Annotated in this window: 11 protein-coding genes; 2 read left to right on the top strand and 9 right to left on the bottom strand. The window is 41.9% G+C overall.

The features are described 5' to 3' along the window. Positions 1 to 12: 12 nt before the first annotated feature. Positions 13 to 1,659, bottom strand: a complete 1,647-nt coding sequence (locus HC026_RS00480; protein WP_168924009.1) for a mannitol dehydrogenase family protein — start codon at positions 1,657 to 1,659, stop codon at positions 13 to 15. 330 nt (positions 1,660 to 1,989) lie between these two features. On the opposite strand from HC026_RS00480, the gene HC026_RS00475 reads away from it, so the two are divergent. Then, entirely contained in the window at positions 1,990 to 3,348 is a 1,359-nt protein-coding gene (locus HC026_RS00475) for an MATE family efflux transporter (protein WP_232843544.1), read from the top strand. A gap of 81 nt (positions 3,349 to 3,429) precedes the next feature. Here HC026_RS00475 and HC026_RS00470 read toward each other — a convergent pair whose 3' ends face one another. The 4 genes from HC026_RS00470 to HC026_RS00455 form a co-directional block, all read right to left on the bottom strand. Continuing rightward, on the bottom strand, positions 3,430 to 4,983 hold the full coding sequence (locus tag HC026_RS00470) for a glycoside hydrolase family 30 protein (protein ID WP_168924007.1): 1,554 nt from the start codon (positions 4,981 to 4,983) through the stop codon (positions 3,430 to 3,432). 33 nt (positions 4,984 to 5,016) lie between these two features. Further along, positions 5,017 to 5,898 (bottom strand): aldose 1-epimerase family protein, encoded by an 882-nt coding sequence (locus HC026_RS00465; RefSeq protein WP_168924006.1) that lies wholly within the window; start codon positions 5,896 to 5,898, stop codon positions 5,017 to 5,019. Positions 5,899 to 5,974: 76 nt separating this feature from the next. Next, the gene (gene uxaC, locus HC026_RS00460) at positions 5,975 to 7,420 is read right to left on the bottom strand and encodes a glucuronate isomerase (RefSeq protein ID WP_168924005.1); all 1,446 of its coding nucleotides are present in this window, start codon (positions 7,418 to 7,420) and stop codon (positions 5,975 to 5,977) included. 18 nt (positions 7,421 to 7,438) lie between these two features. Then, positions 7,439 to 9,934 (bottom strand): glycoside hydrolase family 31 protein, encoded by a 2,496-nt coding sequence (locus HC026_RS00455; protein WP_168924004.1) that lies wholly within the window; start codon positions 9,932 to 9,934, stop codon positions 7,439 to 7,441. A gap of 477 nt (positions 9,935 to 10,411) precedes the next feature. Between HC026_RS00455 and HC026_RS00450 the strand changes: the two genes are divergently transcribed. After that, entirely contained in the window at positions 10,412 to 11,848 is a 1,437-nt protein-coding gene (locus tag HC026_RS00450) for an MFS transporter (RefSeq protein ID WP_168924003.1), read from the top strand. A 100-nt stretch (positions 11,849 to 11,948) separates the two neighbouring features. On the opposite strand, the gene HC026_RS00445 is transcribed toward HC026_RS00450, so the two are convergent. From HC026_RS00445 to HC026_RS00430, 4 genes are all read right to left on the bottom strand, one after another. After that, positions 11,949 to 12,170, bottom strand: a complete 222-nt coding sequence (locus HC026_RS00445) for a hypothetical protein (protein ID WP_168924002.1) — start codon at positions 12,168 to 12,170, stop codon at positions 11,949 to 11,951. Positions 12,171 to 12,279: 109 nt separating this feature from the next. Further along, the gene (locus HC026_RS00440) at positions 12,280 to 13,278 is read right to left on the bottom strand and encodes a LacI family DNA-binding transcriptional regulator (protein WP_232843543.1); all 999 of its coding nucleotides are present in this window, start codon (positions 13,276 to 13,278) and stop codon (positions 12,280 to 12,282) included. Positions 13,279 to 13,531: 253 nt separating this feature from the next. Then, positions 13,532 to 14,950 carry a glucuronate isomerase gene (uxaC, locus tag HC026_RS00435; protein WP_168924000.1) on the bottom strand — a complete coding sequence of 473 codons (1,419 nt, stop codon included), beginning with the start codon at positions 14,948 to 14,950 and terminating at the stop codon, positions 13,532 to 13,534. A gap of 20 nt (positions 14,951 to 14,970) precedes the next feature. Further along, a complete protein-coding gene (locus HC026_RS00430; protein WP_168923999.1) occupies positions 14,971 to 16,566 on the bottom strand; it encodes a tagaturonate epimerase family protein in 1,596 nt (531 codons plus the stop codon). Between the last annotated feature and the right edge of the window lie 29 nt (positions 16,567 to 16,595).

The following is a 16,595-nucleotide window of genomic DNA, read 5'->3' as shown; positions in this document are numbered from 1 at the left end:
TTCAAATATTAATTAGTCAGTTTTTTGAGCTTTTGCTGCTAAAGTATCTTCCAAGGTCTTAACAATAGCACCTTCACCTGCAAGCATTTGCTTGAAGTAAGCTTCAACTTTGTCGCCCAAACCAACTTTGTAAAGATCGAGGCCGAAGATACCAGTGTTGCTCAAAATGCCCTTAACAGCATCGTGAACGTCAACGTCACTGCTACCTAGTTTAAAGCCGGCAACCTTTTCGTGCAACTCGTCAAACATTGGATCTGGACTTGGTTCAAATGTCTCACCCTTATCGTTGATACCCATCAGGTAACGTAACCATGTAGCGATAACCAGTGGAATGAAGTTCAAGCTCTTAGGGTCGCGGTTGGCGTCATCAACGTAGTGTTGAATCGTTACCCCATAACGAACACTTAACTTCTGAGAAGTATCAGTAGCAATCCGTTGTGGTGTATCTGGAATATAAGGGTTAGGCAGACGCTTAGTCACTAATTCGTCAATAAACTTCTGTGGGTTGATAACCTTTGGATCCTTAACAACAGGTAAGCCTTCAACGTAACCAATTTGCTTGATCAAAGCAACAAGATCCTTGTTTTGTAATTCTGAAGAAATTGACTTAAAGCCTAAGATACTACCATAAATAGCTAATGCAGTGTGCAGAGGGTTCAAGCAGGTTGTCACTTTCATTTCATCAGCTGCGTTAACTGTATCACGATCAGTCATGATCACACCGTCAGCCTCGAATGCAGGACGACCGTTTGGAAAATCATCTTCAACAACTAAGTAGTGAGCTTCTTCAGTGTTAGTGAAAGCTGCAATATTAGTGTGCTTTTCTGTGTGGGTAATATCAGCATCTTCAAAGCCATCTTTCTTCAATGAATCAGAAATGCTATCAGATGGGTTTGGTGTGATCCGGTCGATCATTGAAAGTGGGAAACCAACCTTCTTGGGATCAGAGATGTAATCAATGAAGTCTTGACCAACAAAGCCCTTGTCTTGCCAAGCTTTAGCAATCGTCATAACACTTTCCTTTAAACGGTCACCGTTTTGCGAGAAGTTATCGGTACTCATCATCGTAATTGGAGTTGCCCCGGCATTAAACCGTGCAAACAATAAGCTAACAAGCAACGACATGTTGTTTTCTGGCTTAGCTGGGCCGTTTTCAAGGTCACGGGCAACTGGTGGGAAGAATTCGCCGGCACCATTCTTTAAATGATAACCCTTTTCAGTAATTGAGAAGGAAGCAACTTGTAAGCTGTCCTTTTCAAAAATGGCCTTTAATGCTTCGAAACCTGAAGCATCTTGAGTAGCTGGACCAGCGTAAATTGCCTTGGCAACTGAGCCAAACAATTCGCGGTCTTGGGTGCCATCAGCCTTAGTGATCACACGAAGGATCCGGTTGTCATATTTACCGTAAATATCTGATACAACAGCATCATCGTATGTTTCAGCAACAATAATACCCGTGTCAGCTTTACCGGCATCAATTAAATGGCTAGCAATTCCAGCATGAAATGCACGGAAAAGATTCCCACCACCAAAGTGAACCCAGTGTGGTGACTCTAATGTTTTTGCCGTAACATCTTTTTGATTGTAACTCGGAACCTTAATAGCTGCCTTATCGAAGGCTGCTTTATCAGTTGAATAATCGTCGGTAATTTTAACCATAATTTACTTTTCCTCCATTTAAACTGAATTCATAAAGTACTAACTGATATACTAGTATGCCTGAATACGCTTTCAGTTTACCATAAATTGCTTATCTGTCAAACAATAATCTACTCATTCTGCCCTAAAATCATCATTTTAACCAAAAAATTATCGAATTACCGCACTGATTAGATTCTGATGATGACTGATATGCCGTTAATCGTGCGCTTAGCGATCGTCTTTGAATTGAATTCGCTTTCATTTTCTTCAACTGGTATACTTACTCAGTAATCCGAATTAGTCCAATACTAATTAAGCAAACTAATATATTTTAGGATGGTGATGGTTTTGTCGCAGAACAATGACTTAACTCAGGGCGCACCCCTAAGAAAAATTATTCAGTTCTCAATTCCACTGGTTGGCGGCAGCATTTTCCAGCAATTTTATAATTTCATTGATACGCTCATTATTGGTCGACTACTTGGTATCGATGCCCTAGCAGCGATTGGCGCTTATTACCCGCTCAGCTTTTTGATTCTTGGCTTTGTACAGGGTAGCTGTATTGGCTTTAGTATTCCTTTAGCTCAAAGTGTCGGTGAAGAAAACCCAAGACATATCCAGCGTTATTTAGTAGGTGGGTATCTAATTTGTCTGGTGCTGGCAATTATCATAACGCCAATTATGATCGTCTCGACTCATTCAATACTCACGCTGCTTAGCACGCCACACCAAATCCTACAACTAGCAACCGGTTTTACCATGATTGCTTTTGCAGGGATCCCAGCAAATATTTTGTATAACTATTCAGCCAGCGCGTTACGAGCTTTTGGTGATTCCAACCATCCCTTCTATTTCCTTGTGATGTCGCTTTTCTTAAACATCGCCCTAGCACTTTTCATGATTCTTTATTTGCATTTAGGCCTGTTAAGTGTGGCCATCGCAACAGTAATTAGTGAATTCTTTGCTGGCATACTAAACGTGATCTTTTTCATATATAGTGGCCGCTTTCCAAAGATTAAAGTGACAACAGACGGTTTGAATCGGCGGATACTGGGACATATCTGTATGATTGGCTTCCCTATGGGGCTTGAGTATTCCGTATCAGCAATCGGTGCTGTCATCATGCAAGACGCTATTAATCTCTTGGGTGTCACTGCAGTGGCCGCTCAATCTGCCGGTGACAAAATCCGTCAGTTGTTTACTTTGCCAATGGAAAGCGTCGGCATGGCGATTGCCACTTACATGGCGCAAAATTACGGTGCTCGCAAACCGCAACGGATTAAACAAGGAATCAAAAGTGGATCACTCATCCAACTTTCCTGGTCATTCGCAGCCTTTGTGCTGGTCATGATTTTCAAAAAAACGTTGATTGGGCTAGTCTTAGGCACCACCCATGGTCAAACTTTCCACCTCACAGATATCTACCTCACAACGATCAGTTTCTTCTTCATCGTCCACGGGCTGCTCATGATCTTTAGAAATACGCTGCAAGGTTTAGGTCATAGCATGTACGCCATTGTTTCCGGACTGGGTGAGTTAGTCGGTCGTGGTATTGCGAGCTTGGTGGCGATGACTTCAATTGGCTACACCGCAATCTGTTACGCCAATCAGTTAGCCTGGGGGCTGTCACTGTGCTACTGTGTCTTCATGGTTTGGTGGGTGTTCAAGAAGGATAATCATTTAAAACCAAATACAACGCCCTTGTAGATCAATAAACAGAAAAGAGTCTCTTAATATCGATTCTTTTTAGAATACGACATTAAGAAACTCTTCTTTATACCTTATAGATTACTGTTCCTGCCCCGGCGCAACATCCGTCCGGTGATCTGGTGATGGATTCAGTTTAAATTCATCATCAGCAGGAATACCTGATTCATTAATCAGACTATTTGATTTATGCAAAGTTACTGTTCCCCAAGCGGGTACAGTCACGTTTTGCCATTGATCACCAAGACCGTTAATGGTAACAGCAGCCTTGATTGGTTCACCCGTTGGATTGTACAAATGGGCCGCAATAGCACCATCTGGGGCTAGAAACGCAACGGAACCGAGACCACCAGAATAACCGTCTGGCGTATAGTTGGTTGACTTGATGACTTTAGAACCAACTGGCACATCTTGCCCAAAGTTACGTAGCATGTAATACTCCAAGTTACGCTGAACTTTACCCGTTGTATGGTCAATCGTGATGACACCACGCCGGCCAGTTGAGTCAGCAGCGTTAGGTAAGCCCCGTTCATCCAGTGCCAAATTCCACAACGTCACCATACCAAGGCCATTATGAACTAACCAGTTGCCAATCACACCAAACATGATGTGGGCCGCATTTTCCGGTGTTTCTCGCATCATGCATCGGCGCTCAGTCATCAGCAATGACCAGTTTGGAAATGCCCGGTTGGCGTTATACAAGCGATCATACGGCTCCATATAGGTATGCACTGCCATACCATCAAACGCCATTGCCTGTTCGAATGGCACCTCTTCGCTGATAGGCTTCGTCAACGCGTGGGGACTATCATCAAGGAAGTACATCTTAGTATCTGGGAAGGAATGGTTCAGTGCTGGCCGTAAGAAATGATAGCCAAAATCAGCTAATTGTGCGGGCGTCCAAATCATGGCTGGCCAGTGAGCCGCGTTAGAAGGTTCGTTTTGAATCGTAACGCCATAGATTGGAATACCCAGCTTCTGATATGCTTCGATGTAACGTACGAAGTATTGCGCATAAATATATTCAAAACGGTCCTTGTCAGTGTAGCCATTACCAGTATATTCACCAAAGCGCAGATGCCCGCCATGGGTCAAATGATCCGTATTCTTCATCCATGCTGGTGATGACCAAGGCGAAGCAATCACCTTCACTGCTGGATTAATTTTAAGAATTTCTTGCAACACTGGCACGATATACTTCAAGTCCTTGGTGGCATCTGGCGCACCTGGTGTCCCTTCGCCAATGGAGAACTTTTCTAAATCAGCATCGTGTTCACCCGCTGGCACGTCATCATACGTGTAGTAGGTTTGACTCTGGAAATCACACGAACCAAGTGGTACACGAACCGCTGAGTAGCCACCCTGTTCTGGGTCAAATAATTCATGCAGTAGTTGATCTCTGTGACTGGCATCCATTGCGCCCCAAATCAGCGAAGCAGCTGAATCAGTAATTGCTGCGCCGGCACCAAGCCAATCTTGATGCTTCTCGCTAGGATCAAGCATGATTTTTACCGCATCATCCGCTAACGTGCCCTTCTTTGGTGTTTCAATATGCTCACGTTTCTGCTTTAAATCACCAGAAGTAGCCGTCCAAAATTCATTTTGAAATTGAGTGGAACTAACATCGTTCGACATAACCCATTTTCCCCTTTTCATTAATGGCAAAAATTACTTCAAAGTCAACGTATAGTTCAGCGTCTTAGTCTCGCCGGCAGCTAGCTTATTGTTAGCTTCCTTATCCAGTAATTCAACTTCATGACCACTCACATCTGGCAGTCCTGAGAAAGGCTCGATGCATAAGAATGGTGCGTTAGCGCCCTCCTTAGTCCAAATGCAGACGTAGCGGAAGTCTTCGAGGTTAAGCGAAACACTGTGACTAGTTGCGCTGGAACTCAACGTCACCTTGTCGATGCCATCATTTTCAATAATGACTAATCCTTTTTCAAACATGTCGTGATTGAGCTTGATTTGACTGCCATCTGCAGCTGTTAATGGCACAACTTTGCCATCCCGATATGGGTTTGGTGTTTTGACGATTTCGAATTGCTTGAGATCCAGACCAGCTGGTTCGAAGTCCAATTGATAATCGTCAAATGAGCCTTCACCATTGATTGGCACGTTCAATGCAGGGTGTGAACCCAGTGAGAAGGCCAGCGTCTTATCATCCGTGTTTTCAACTTCAAAATTAAAGTTCAAACCAGCATCCGTCAAACTAAACGTGATGGCTAACTTGAAGGCAAACGGATAAAACTTACGGGTGGCATCGTTATCAGTTAACGTCAGGGCTAACTTGTCACCATCATTCGCTGTCACAGTAAAGTCTTGATCGCCAGCAAAACCATGTTGTGGCATTTCATATTCCTTGCCGTTATAGAAGTACGAATCCTTTTCCGAACGGCCAATAGCTGGGAATAAGACAGGCGCGTGCTTTGGCCATAAATCGTTATTCCACATGTAGTCAAAGTTGCCGTCTTTGTTGATCAAATGAGTCAATTCAGCACCATGTTCATTAATTTCAGCTTTAAACTTTGCATTTTCGATTGTTTGCATAATAAGATTAAACTCCTTTATTTAAAAGGGCCAACCGGTTCATTACCGGCCGGCCCTTTTTGACTTAGTACACTATTTACTTTTCATCGTTCTCGAAGAACTTGAAGTAGTTGTAGGCGTTGTTGTAAGAAATATCTTCAACGATCTTGCCCAAGTATTCTTCGTCGTCAGGTGCTTGGCCCCGTTCCACTAATTCACCGAAGAAGTTGCATAATACGCGGCGGAAGTATTCATGACGAGGGTATGACAGGAAGCTCCGTGAATCAGTCAGCATACCAACAAAGTTTGGTAACAGACTTTGTTGTGCCATGATCCGTAACTGTTCTTCCATGCCTTCACGGGTATCGTTGAACCACCATGCACAGCCGAGTTGTAACTTCTGTTCGATACCTTTACCAGTACCGTCGCCATAGAAGTCACCCATCCCGGTTGCTAATTGCATCCAGTCGTTAGGATTCAACGAGTAGAGAATGGTACGAGGAATACTATTTTCGTTTTGCATATCTCTCAATAGGTTCATCAATTGGGCAGCCATATCTGGTTGAGTCCCCATTGAATCCAAACCAGCATCGGCACCTAATTGTTTGTACATTGGGCCATTTTGGTTTCTCAATGCGTTAACGTGGAATTGCATCGTCCAATTGAACTTGTGGTTCAAGCGCATCAAGGCTTCAATCAAGGCAGTTGAGTAAATGTCAATTTCGTGATCAGTTAACTGTTCGTTCTGACGACCCTTAGCCAAAACAGCATCAACTTCAGCTTCCGAAGCTTTAGCAAAGTGGAAGGAGTTCAAACCGTGATCAGATAGACGACCACCCAGGCTGGTGAAGTATTCAAAACGTTGTTCAAAGGCCTTGGTCAGTGATGCAAAATCAGTGATCTTGACACCCGAAACGTCTTCAAAGCCCTTCAGGTATTCGTCAAAGCTATCAGCAGCAATGTTGAAGGCTTTGTCAGGACGCATAGCAGGTAACACTTTAAAACCGTTTTCTTTTTCTTCGTCCTTCAATAACTTGTGATACTTCAAGTCTGAAGCTGGGTCATCGGTGGTGCAGACAGCTTTAACATTGGAATTCTTGATCAAGTTGCGTGGCTTAAAGTCGTCAGTTGCTAACAAAGCGTTGGCCTTGTCCCAGACTTCTTTAACGTTCTTGGTTGTAAATTGATCTTTAATACCAAAGAAACGTTGCAGTTCCAAGTGAGTCCATTCGAACAGTGGGTTCCCAACAGCCTTTTCAATCGTACCAGCCCAAGCAACTAACTTCTGATATTCGTCACCATCACCAGTGATCAAATCTTCAGGAACACCATTAGCACGCATCAAACGCCACTTGTAGTGATCACCGAATGACCCATCATTGATCCAGATCCGGGTTAAATTAGGATAGTTCTTGTTCTCATAAATTTCCTTAGGATCCAAATGACAGTGATAATCAATGATTGGCATGCCTTCAGCATGATTGTGGAACAGTTTCTTTGCCATATCGTTCGTAAGTAAAAAGTCTTTATCTATTAATGTCATTTTTAATGACTCCTTTTCTTAAATCGAAATCAAATCTTGTTGGTTAAAGTTAATATCCACTTTGTAATCTGTTGCTACCGGGTTCGCGTAACGAACTTCAACTTGGCGCTTTTCACCATTGAAGTACCAGCCAGAAGTTGCAGTTTCGAACTTTTCTGAGTTCAGGTACCGTGGTAAAACTTGGTCACCCAAGCTGACCGTTAATGGTGCTAATTTGGGACAGCACACCGACAGTTCAACCGTTTTTACTTTGGTCTGGTAATCACCAGTACGCCCAAAGGAAACAACGACACCATCTTCACTACTTTCAGAAGTGACTTGTGTCCGCAAAGAAAGTCCCTTGAGATAATCGTTAGAAACACCATCATCTTCGTACACGGTAAAACTGGAATCCGTACTTGGCTCAATCAAGAAGTTGAGTTTTTCGATGACCTCATTGTGAATATTCATTAACCCTAAACTACGAGGAATAATGCTCCCAGTTCTCAAGAACATTGGAATACTGCTTAAATCAACGGGGATTGAGATCGTTTGTCCACCCACGTAATAAGTGTTGGTGGTCAAATCTAACCAGTCAGCACCCTTAGGCAAATAGACATCCTTTTGTGTTTGCCCCTTATCCAAGACATTGGCCACTAGAAGTGAACTTCCAAGCATAAACTCAAAGCTTTCTTCTGAAACTGCGGGGTCGTCTTGAAATTCATATACTAACGGTCTCATAATCGGTGAACCCTTGGTAGAAGCTTCGTATAGTAATGAATAGAAGTATGGCACCAGAGAATAGCGCAATTGAATTGCTGCTCCAATGTACTTCGTGTAACTTGGATACGTCCAAGGTTCAGTCACCGTGTTGTCGTTATTGCTGGAATGAATTGAGAACCGCGGTTGGAAAATGCCATTTTGAACCCAACGAACGAATAGTTCAGGTTCTGGTAAGGGCCCATCAAAACCACCAATATCGCAACCTTGGTTAGCGACACCCGATAGTCCCATTCCCAAGATAGTTGGAACATTATACTTAACGTTAGTCCAGCTCGTGTAATTATCACCGGCCCAGGTTTGAGAATATCTTTGAATACCCGCAAAGCCTGCACGGTTAATGAGATATGGCCGGACATTTGGATCATGTTTATGAACCGCTTCTTTAGCTGCTTTGGCCATCATCGTTGGCATCACTGGCTTTAAAGCACCAATTGGCTCTTTCAAACCTTCTGCATCAACTTTAGCTTGCGTATTATTAATTTCATATTCATTGTTATCGTTCCAAATGGAAGTAATCCCAAGGGAAACTAAAGCATCAATCATCTTTTGTTCCCAGGTATCACGACCGTGTGGATTGGTAAAGTCAACAAAGTGCGCATCGCCACCCCAATACTGATCCACTTGGTCATCGGATCCGTCTGGAGTCTTGATGTAGGCATCCTTATCACTAAATTCCTTTGCTAGAGGATGAGTAACTAACATGCCCGGTTTAACGTTTGGTGCCAACAGCACGCCACGCTTTTTGAGCTCATCCACAAATTGCTTGGGATTGGGAAAACGATCCTTATTCCAGTTGAAGACATAACGTTTGCCATCGTCACCGGTGGTATAACCGGAAGACAGGAAGAACCCATCACAGGGAATACCATTCTTCTTACAGGTATCCACGAAATCTAAGATTGCTTTATCCGAATCCTTTTCAAGCTCGGTATAAAACATCGTTGAACCCATGTATCCTAGTGAAGCCATTGGCATCATTGCAGATTTACCAGTCAAATCAGTGTAGTGCTCAACAACGTCCTTAATAGTGGGACCGCCAATGAAGAAGACGTCTAAATCGCCAGCATCACATTGGAAGTAACTGTAGCGTTTCCAATAATTACTGTGCTCACAGTCCATGTCAAAAACAGAGTCGTGAGCATTGTTGTAAAACAGCCCGCTAGCCAGATCATCTTCAGTATTAAAATCAATGTAAAACGGAATCATCTTATACAGTGGGTCTGATTTGGCAGCATTCCAACCCAGTGAGTCGGTATTGTGCATCCGCATGTGACGTTTAAACTTATTGAGTTTTCCTGACTTTTCGCCAAAACCATAAAACTTATTGTGGTCGCCCATACTACTGTAGTGGTAGTTTCTGCCAAGATCATCCTGCAGAAACGAACGCTTAGGTAAATCCTTGTGCAGAACATGTCCCGCTTTATCAGTAATCTCAAAATAAAACGGATCAGCGTTGATCTGCAACGTGTACTCGCCGTTCGAAACTGCATAACCCGTATCAGTCTGCTGAAGATCAACATTAATAGGGGTAACGCGCTGACGCTCATCAGCTAATAAGTCATCAGTTTGATCAGACCAGGCTGTCTTCACTAACGCATACGAAGCTTCTGGCGCAAACTGCTCATCAAAAGTACCGCGAATTCGGATGATATTGTCGTCAAGCAGATAAATTTGAAATTTGGCTCCGTCGGTTGTCAAATTCAAATGATCATGCTGATTATCAACATCAAGGAGTTTAGAACTCGTTTTCATAGCACACCTCCATCGGTGATGAAATTTTTTCTCTTGTTGAAAAATTAACAAGGAGCCGCTGATATACAATTGATTTGCCAAATCAAGTAATATACCAGATTGTTAATACATCACTACTTTAAAACGTTTGGTAAGCGCTGTCAATACTATTTAGATAAACTTTTTTCAAACACGAAAATCTAACCAAAAAGTTTGCTAAAGCCTTATAATACACATGTGATTGAGAATATCTGAACTTTTATTTTTTGATATAGGAAATATATTTTTTCACAAAAAACTCTTGAAAGCGTTCTCTTTTGATGTTATTCTTTTGGCAACTTATATATCAGCTTGGGAGGTTAAATTAAGACTGAATTTGACGGGTTCAGTTTTAGATATAATAGCTGATAATTTTTAGGGGTTCTTTTTATTTTGTCGCTTAATTGAACCTTTGTTGTTTCTGGCAATCATAATTTTATAACTTGGGAGTGAAATATTTTGGATAAGACACAGAAAACTATCACTGTTTCTGCTGCCCCGTTTGGTATTAAAGATAAAGTCGGGTATATGTTCGGTGATATTGGTAACAATTTCTCGTTTAACGTTGTCAACTCGTTCTTAATGATTTTTTACACCAACGTTTTAGGTTTGACGGGTGCTCAAGTTGGGGTATTGTTCCTAACAGCTCGTTTCATTGATGCATTCGCCGATATTACTGTTGGGCGTTTGGTTGATAATAGTAAACTTCATAAAAATGGTCGTTTCCAACCTTGGATGAACCGGATGCGTTACCCACTGGTAATCTTCTTCATCTTAACTTTCGTACCGATCGTTAAAGACTGGGCAATGCCAGCTCGTTTAGTTTATGTCTTCATTACCTACTTAGGTTGGGGCATTTTCTACTCATCTGTCAACATCCCTTATGGTTCAATGGCATCCGCTATCAGTAGTAAGCCAGATGATAAAACATCGCTCTCTACATTCCGTGCCGTTGGTTCTGCCTTAGGTTCAGCAATCACAAGTTACATCTTACCAATGTTCATTTACATTGGCGCTTCACAAAAGATTTCTGGTAGCCGTTTCTTCTGGGTTATCGTTGCCTGTGGTGTTCTTGCGTGGATCTGCTATCAATTAACCACAAGTTTAACTACTGAACGTGTTCGTACTGAAAAGAGTGAAAAGGTTCCTATGGGTCGCTTGGTGAAGGGCCTGTTCGAAAACAAAGCATTAGTTGTCTTAGTTCTTGTTGATATTATGATCGTTATTAACCAAAACCTTTCAGGTACAATGATTTCTTACCTGTTTAACGATTACTTCAAGAATAAGACTGCGATGTCAATTGCCTTGATCTTCAACTTTGCGACTGTTATTCTACTGGCTCCATTCAGTACTTGGATTACCAACAAGTTTGGTCGTAAGGAAAGTTCCATTGTTGCATTGATTTTTGGTGCTGCTGTTTATGGCATCTTGTTCGTGGTTCACACTCACAGTGTTATCTTCTACTTGGTAATGTTGTTCTTCGGTTCATTGGGTGCTGGTATGTTTAACCTGATGGTCTGGGCCTTCATCACCGATGTTATCGATAACCATGAAGTGTTAACGGGTACCCGTGAAGATGGTGTCGTTTATGGTGTGAACTCCTTCGCCCGTAAAGTTGCTCAAGCTATCGCCGGTGGCTTTGGTGGTTTCATGTTAACCTTCATTGGGTACCAATCATCTACTGCTGGTGGTGTGACTCAAACCACGGCTGTTATTGATAAGATTTATCACTTAGCAACTGGTATTCCAACTGTTTGTCTGTTGGTAGCGGCACTGCTCTTAATCATCTTCTATCCTTTGAACAAGAAGCGGGTTAAGCAAAACGCTGCAACCTTAGCTAAGATTCATGCTGAAAACACTGAAGAAGAAAAAGAAGAGGCTGCTCCACAAAACTAAAACTTCAAAATTCCATGAGTTGTTTTCATGAATTTTCATATAAAAAGAATGCCTTCCGATTTCTCGGAAGGCATTCTTTTTATATCATCTAATTTAGTGATTACTTAGTTGTTGCAGTAGTAGTTGCAACGAAGGCGTGTGCCAAAGCACTGCCATCGTTCGCAGCAGACATACCACCCAGAATTAAGCTACCTAGTACAATGATGCTGATTAAAGCAACATTCAGGTTACGAACAAGATGACTTGTTTTGGCTGGACGTACGACTGATTCTTCAACAACTGAATGGTTATTTTCTTTAACGTTTGAGTATGAGTTGATCATGGCAAATGCCTCCTATATGGTTGTTTTCTCTTTTCGACAACTCATATACTAGCACGTCATGAAAATAATGCAATGCTTTTTCATAATTAAAACGTTTTCTTGAAATAAGTTATGATTGTGTTTCATTGCGCAAGTCTTGTACGGAGGCACGAACCACTAGTGCAGGGGGAAATACACACTTTGGCGTCTCAATTGAAAGTCCCTCTAATAAATTAGTTAAGGCCGACACCCCCGCCTCAACCAGTGATGGCGTGGGCTTTCTAACGGTTGTTAACCTTGGCACTAAGTATTTAGTGTAATCCATATCATCAAAACCAAGGATTGAAATGTCTTCTGGTACCCCGTATCCAAGATCATTACAAGCCCGAATAGCACCAATTGCCATATCATCATTAGTCACAAAAACGCAGGTCGGCGCCTGGGAAACCGTTAGCATTTCTTTCATTTCTAAATAACCACTCTCAGGCAAATAGTTACCGCTCTTAATATGATCATTCGAAACCGCTAAATGGTTTTCACTCATGACATCATCAAAAGCACGGCGTCTTTCAACCGTGGACATAAACCTAGACTGGCCTTCAATGATACCAAAGTGTCGATGACCCATCCGTACAGCGTATCGAAGCAGCATTTGTGCCCCTAAATAATCATCTGTAGCGTAATTGACAATATCATCTCGCTCTAACTTCCGGTTCAGCACGACTAAGGGAATCTTCCGACTAGCCAAAGTTTCAATAAACGCATCATCATCCGTTGACTGACTCACGACAATGACGCCATCGTAGCGGTTAATGGGTAACGATTGTTCATTGTAATTATCCATACTGTCAACTGAGATAATGTAACCCTTGGGCAATGTGTCGCGAGCTTTGTTCATAACATCGACCAGGAAACTTGGTGACGTACCTGTTTTCATTTCCGAAAAGAAGATACCAATTAAAAAGGACTGGTTTTTTACTAATCCCTTTGCGTTTAGATTAGGAACATAGCCTAGATCATTAGCAATCTGGCGAATTTTCTGTTTCGTTTTCTCTTTAACGAGCGGACTATCGTTTAAAGCACGCGACACCGTTGTATGAGAAACGCCTGCCATCTTTGCGATCGTCATAATGGTGATATTCTCCAAGCCTGGTCATCTCCCTGTTATACCCTACTTAGGCTGATTTAAAAAAGTTAGATTTACACTGTGCTGGTTAACAAAAACTGTTACTTCTATTTTACCGCAATGGTCCCCAATCTGGTACGATTAATTAACCCTTTAATCACACACTAAAAGGAACTGGAATATGATCCCAGTTCCTTATTTTCACACGACAAATATTTCTGGCAAAAATATTTTTTGGAGTGTGCTAAAACTTGAGTTAATCGAAGAAACCAAAGTAATGATAAGCGTTATTGTAAGAAATATCTTGAATAATCTTACCCAATGATTCTTCGTCATCTGGTACACGGCCTTGCTCTACTAAGTTCCCATAGAAGTTACACAATACCCGACGGAAGTATTCGTGTCTTGGATAGGAGAGGAAGCTCCGTGAATCAGTTAGCATCCCAACAAAGTTAGGTAAGAGACTTTCTTGAGCAAAGATTCTTAACTGCTCATTCATCCCTTCCGCTGTATCGTTGAACCACCAGCCGGCACCCAATTGAAGGCGTTGCTTGCCGCCTTCTTGGAAGGCACCCATCAAAGTGGCTAATTGCATCCAATCATTTGGATTCAATGAATAAAAGATGGTCTTTGGAATATCATTGGTATCCCGCATCTTCGTGTACAGTTGTTGCAAGTGTGCCACGATATCTGGTTGTGTCCCAACTGCATCGTAGCCGGTATCAGGGCCTAATTGATCAAACATTGGATGGTTCAAATCACGAATTGAGTTAACGTGGAATTGCATCGTCCAGTTGTACTTGGTGTTAAGGTGCATCAAGTTCTCTAACAATATGGTCAAATACTGATCGTGCTCTTTAGGTGTTAATTCTTGATTAGCAACCGCCTTGTTAACGATGGCGTCAAGTTCAGCATCCGTAGCTTCAGCAAAATGATAGGTTAACAATGAATGGTCTGATAAACGACCGCCCATTTCGTTAAAGAATTCAAATCGTTGATCAAGAGCAGTAATAATATCTTTAAATGAACTGATTTTGACACCTGAAACGTCAGACAACTGCTTCAGATAGTCACCAAAACCATCACTTTCAATCTGAATCAATTTATCAGGACGCATTGCTGGTAAAGTCTTGAAGCCGTTTTCAGCTTCATCCTTCTTCAACAATTTATGATAATGTAAGTCAGAAGCTGGGTCATCAGTGGTGCAGACAACTTTGACGTTCATATTCTTAATCAGATTACGGGGCTTGAAGGCATCCGTTTGAAGTAATTCATTGGCTTTCTTCCAAATAGCAGGTGCGCTCTTTCGAGTAAACACATCGTCAATGTGGAAGAACCGCTTCAATTCGAGGTGAGTCCATTCGTATAGTGGGTTACCATATGACTTCTCAATGGTATCTGCCCATGCCAGGAACTTCTGATATTCATCCCCATCACCGGTAATCAGTTCTTCTGGCACACCGTTGGCACGCATTAGACGCCACTTGTAGTGGTCACCATATGTGCCTTCGTTCAGCCAAATCCGAGTGATGTTAGGATAATTCTTGTTTTCGTAAATTTCTTCTGGGTTTAAATGGCAATGAAAGTCAATGATAGGCATATCTTTAGCGTATTTGTTAAAGAGTGTCTTAGCTGTTTGATTGCCAAGTAAGAAATCGTCATCTAATAGTGCCATTTACTTGTTCCTCCACGTCATTAATAGTTCTTTGAGATGTCAGTCTTAGGCTCGTTCTTTTCACGTGCTTCAGCCTTAGTCTTAACAACACCTTGTAATAAGTCCAAATGTTCAGCAATGTGAATGTTCAGATACTTATCGTACAGTGCTTGGTTCTTCAACAAGATGTCCCAAAGCTTATCACGGTAAACATAGTGGTAGTTCTTCTTCAAGTTCATGATAGAACCATACATTGTGTGCAATACCTGACGGGCATCATCGTTGTCCAAGAGATCCATAACGTTGCTTTCGTTCATATCTGCTGGCTTTGGTGCAGTACCATCGGTTTGAGCGTTAAAGACATAGAATGCTTTAACATCATCAAGATTTTCATAAGAGAACTTGTAGAGTTCAAGCATGAATTTAGGATCCTTGTGTGCAATGACACGGAGAGCTTCCAACCAGTTAGTACCGGCAGTCTTAACGTGCCAGCCATGCTGTTTAGACAAGCGACCAATGATTTCGTAAACTGAGAGCTTATCTGAACCTGAGTGGATACTCAACTTGTAGCCAAAGTGTTCAGCAATTGATTCGTGAACAACATACTCACGTTCGAAGCGATCAGTGTCACCGATGTAATCAATGGCTTTCTGGAATTCGCCGTAGAAACGTGGTGCCATCGTAACTGGTGTAATACCCTTACGGTGTAACTCATTTGCAAAGAAGAAGTGGTTTTCTGGCGTTGTTTGATATGGTGTTTCATCCATTGAGATTTCAAAGTCCAAGTTATATGGCACAACGAATTTGTCGTGAATACCAATGGCAAACAAGATAGCGTCATAGAAAGTCAATACTGATTCTTCAACGTCTTTCTTAGTAAAGTGAACCTTTACACCATCAGCAACTTCAAAGTCTTTGTTGAGATAAGTATCATTGAAGTACTTGATCTGGTCTGGATCCAAAGCGTTAAAGCGCTTGTCCAATGCAGCTTCGTCCAAGTTAACAACATCGTTATGAATTTCTTCCGTGCAGTCCAAAGTGATCATTGAGCAGCCAATCTTAACGGCATAGTCAACTTCGTATGGTGTTTTAACGTGGTCACCATCAGCGCCCCAGCCATAAGTGAAGCCTTCTTCGAATACAGCCCAAGATGCTGATTGGAAAACATCCGTGTTTGTACGGTGCATCAGAGTTAATTCACGAATAGATTGTTGAGCCAAAACTGGCATGATGCCGCGGCCCTTGAACAAACGTAGATGTGCGTTAGAAGCATTTCCAAGACGATCGCCTAAACCAAAGGTGTACTTGTAGTTACGACGAGAAACTGGACGCATCCATTGAAATCTCTTGGCTAAAGCAACGTTATTGTGTTCGTTCAGTTCCCCAACTAACAGAACAGAATCTTTGTCGTCTAAGCTTTCGACAGCTTCAAAATCACCAGCAGTTAAACGATTTTCGTATACAACTAGGCACTTTTCGATGTAGCCTTTTTCATTCGTATTGTGCAAAATAAAGTAAACGTTACGACGATCAACTTGAATTGAAGGTGCGTATACGGCCTTGTCGCTCAAATCTTTATAATCGCCATTCTTGTCATAAATCTCATGAACATCTTGTAACAACTTATTTAAATCCATCGTATAAACCTCCAAATTTTTATATGTTC

Origin of the sequence: Secundilactobacillus angelensis (genome assembly GCF_012641075.1) — a bacterium.
Classification (GTDB): domain Bacteria; phylum Bacillota; class Bacilli; order Lactobacillales; family Lactobacillaceae; genus Secundilactobacillus; species Secundilactobacillus angelensis.
This window is presented reverse-complemented; position numbering and strand designations above follow the sequence as displayed.

What these genes read in the sequence shown, in the direction of transcription:
- HC026_RS00480 (WP_168924009.1), bottom strand. Translation starts at nt 1,659, where the DNA reads ATGGTTAAAATTACCGACGATTATTCAACTGATAAAGCAGCCTTCGAT.
- uxaC (WP_168924000.1), bottom strand. Translation starts at nt 14,950, where the DNA reads ATGGCACTATTAGATGACGATTTCTTACTTGGCAATCAAACAGCTAAG.
- HC026_RS00455 (WP_168924004.1), bottom strand. Translation starts at nt 9,934, where the DNA reads ATGAAAACGAGTTCTAAACTCCTTGATGTTGATAATCAGCATGATCAT.
- HC026_RS00430 (WP_168923999.1), bottom strand. Translation starts at nt 16,566, where the DNA reads ATGGATTTAAATAAGTTGTTACAAGATGTTCATGAGATTTATGACAAG.
- uxaC (WP_168924005.1), bottom strand. Translation starts at nt 7,420, where the DNA reads ATGACATTAATAGATAAAGACTTTTTACTTACGAACGATATGGCAAAG.
- HC026_RS00440 (WP_232843543.1), bottom strand. Translation starts at nt 13,278, where the DNA reads ATGACGATCGCAAAGATGGCAGGCGTTTCTCATACAACGGTGTCGCGT.
- HC026_RS00470 (WP_168924007.1), bottom strand. Translation starts at nt 4,983, where the DNA reads ATGTCGAACGATGTTAGTTCCACTCAATTTCAAAATGAATTTTGGACG.
- HC026_RS00465 (WP_168924006.1), bottom strand. Translation starts at nt 5,898, where the DNA reads ATGCAAACAATCGAAAATGCAAAGTTTAAAGCTGAAATTAATGAACAT.
- HC026_RS00445 (WP_168924002.1), bottom strand. Translation starts at nt 12,170, where the DNA reads ATGATCAACTCATACTCAAACGTTAAAGAAAATAACCATTCAGTTGTT.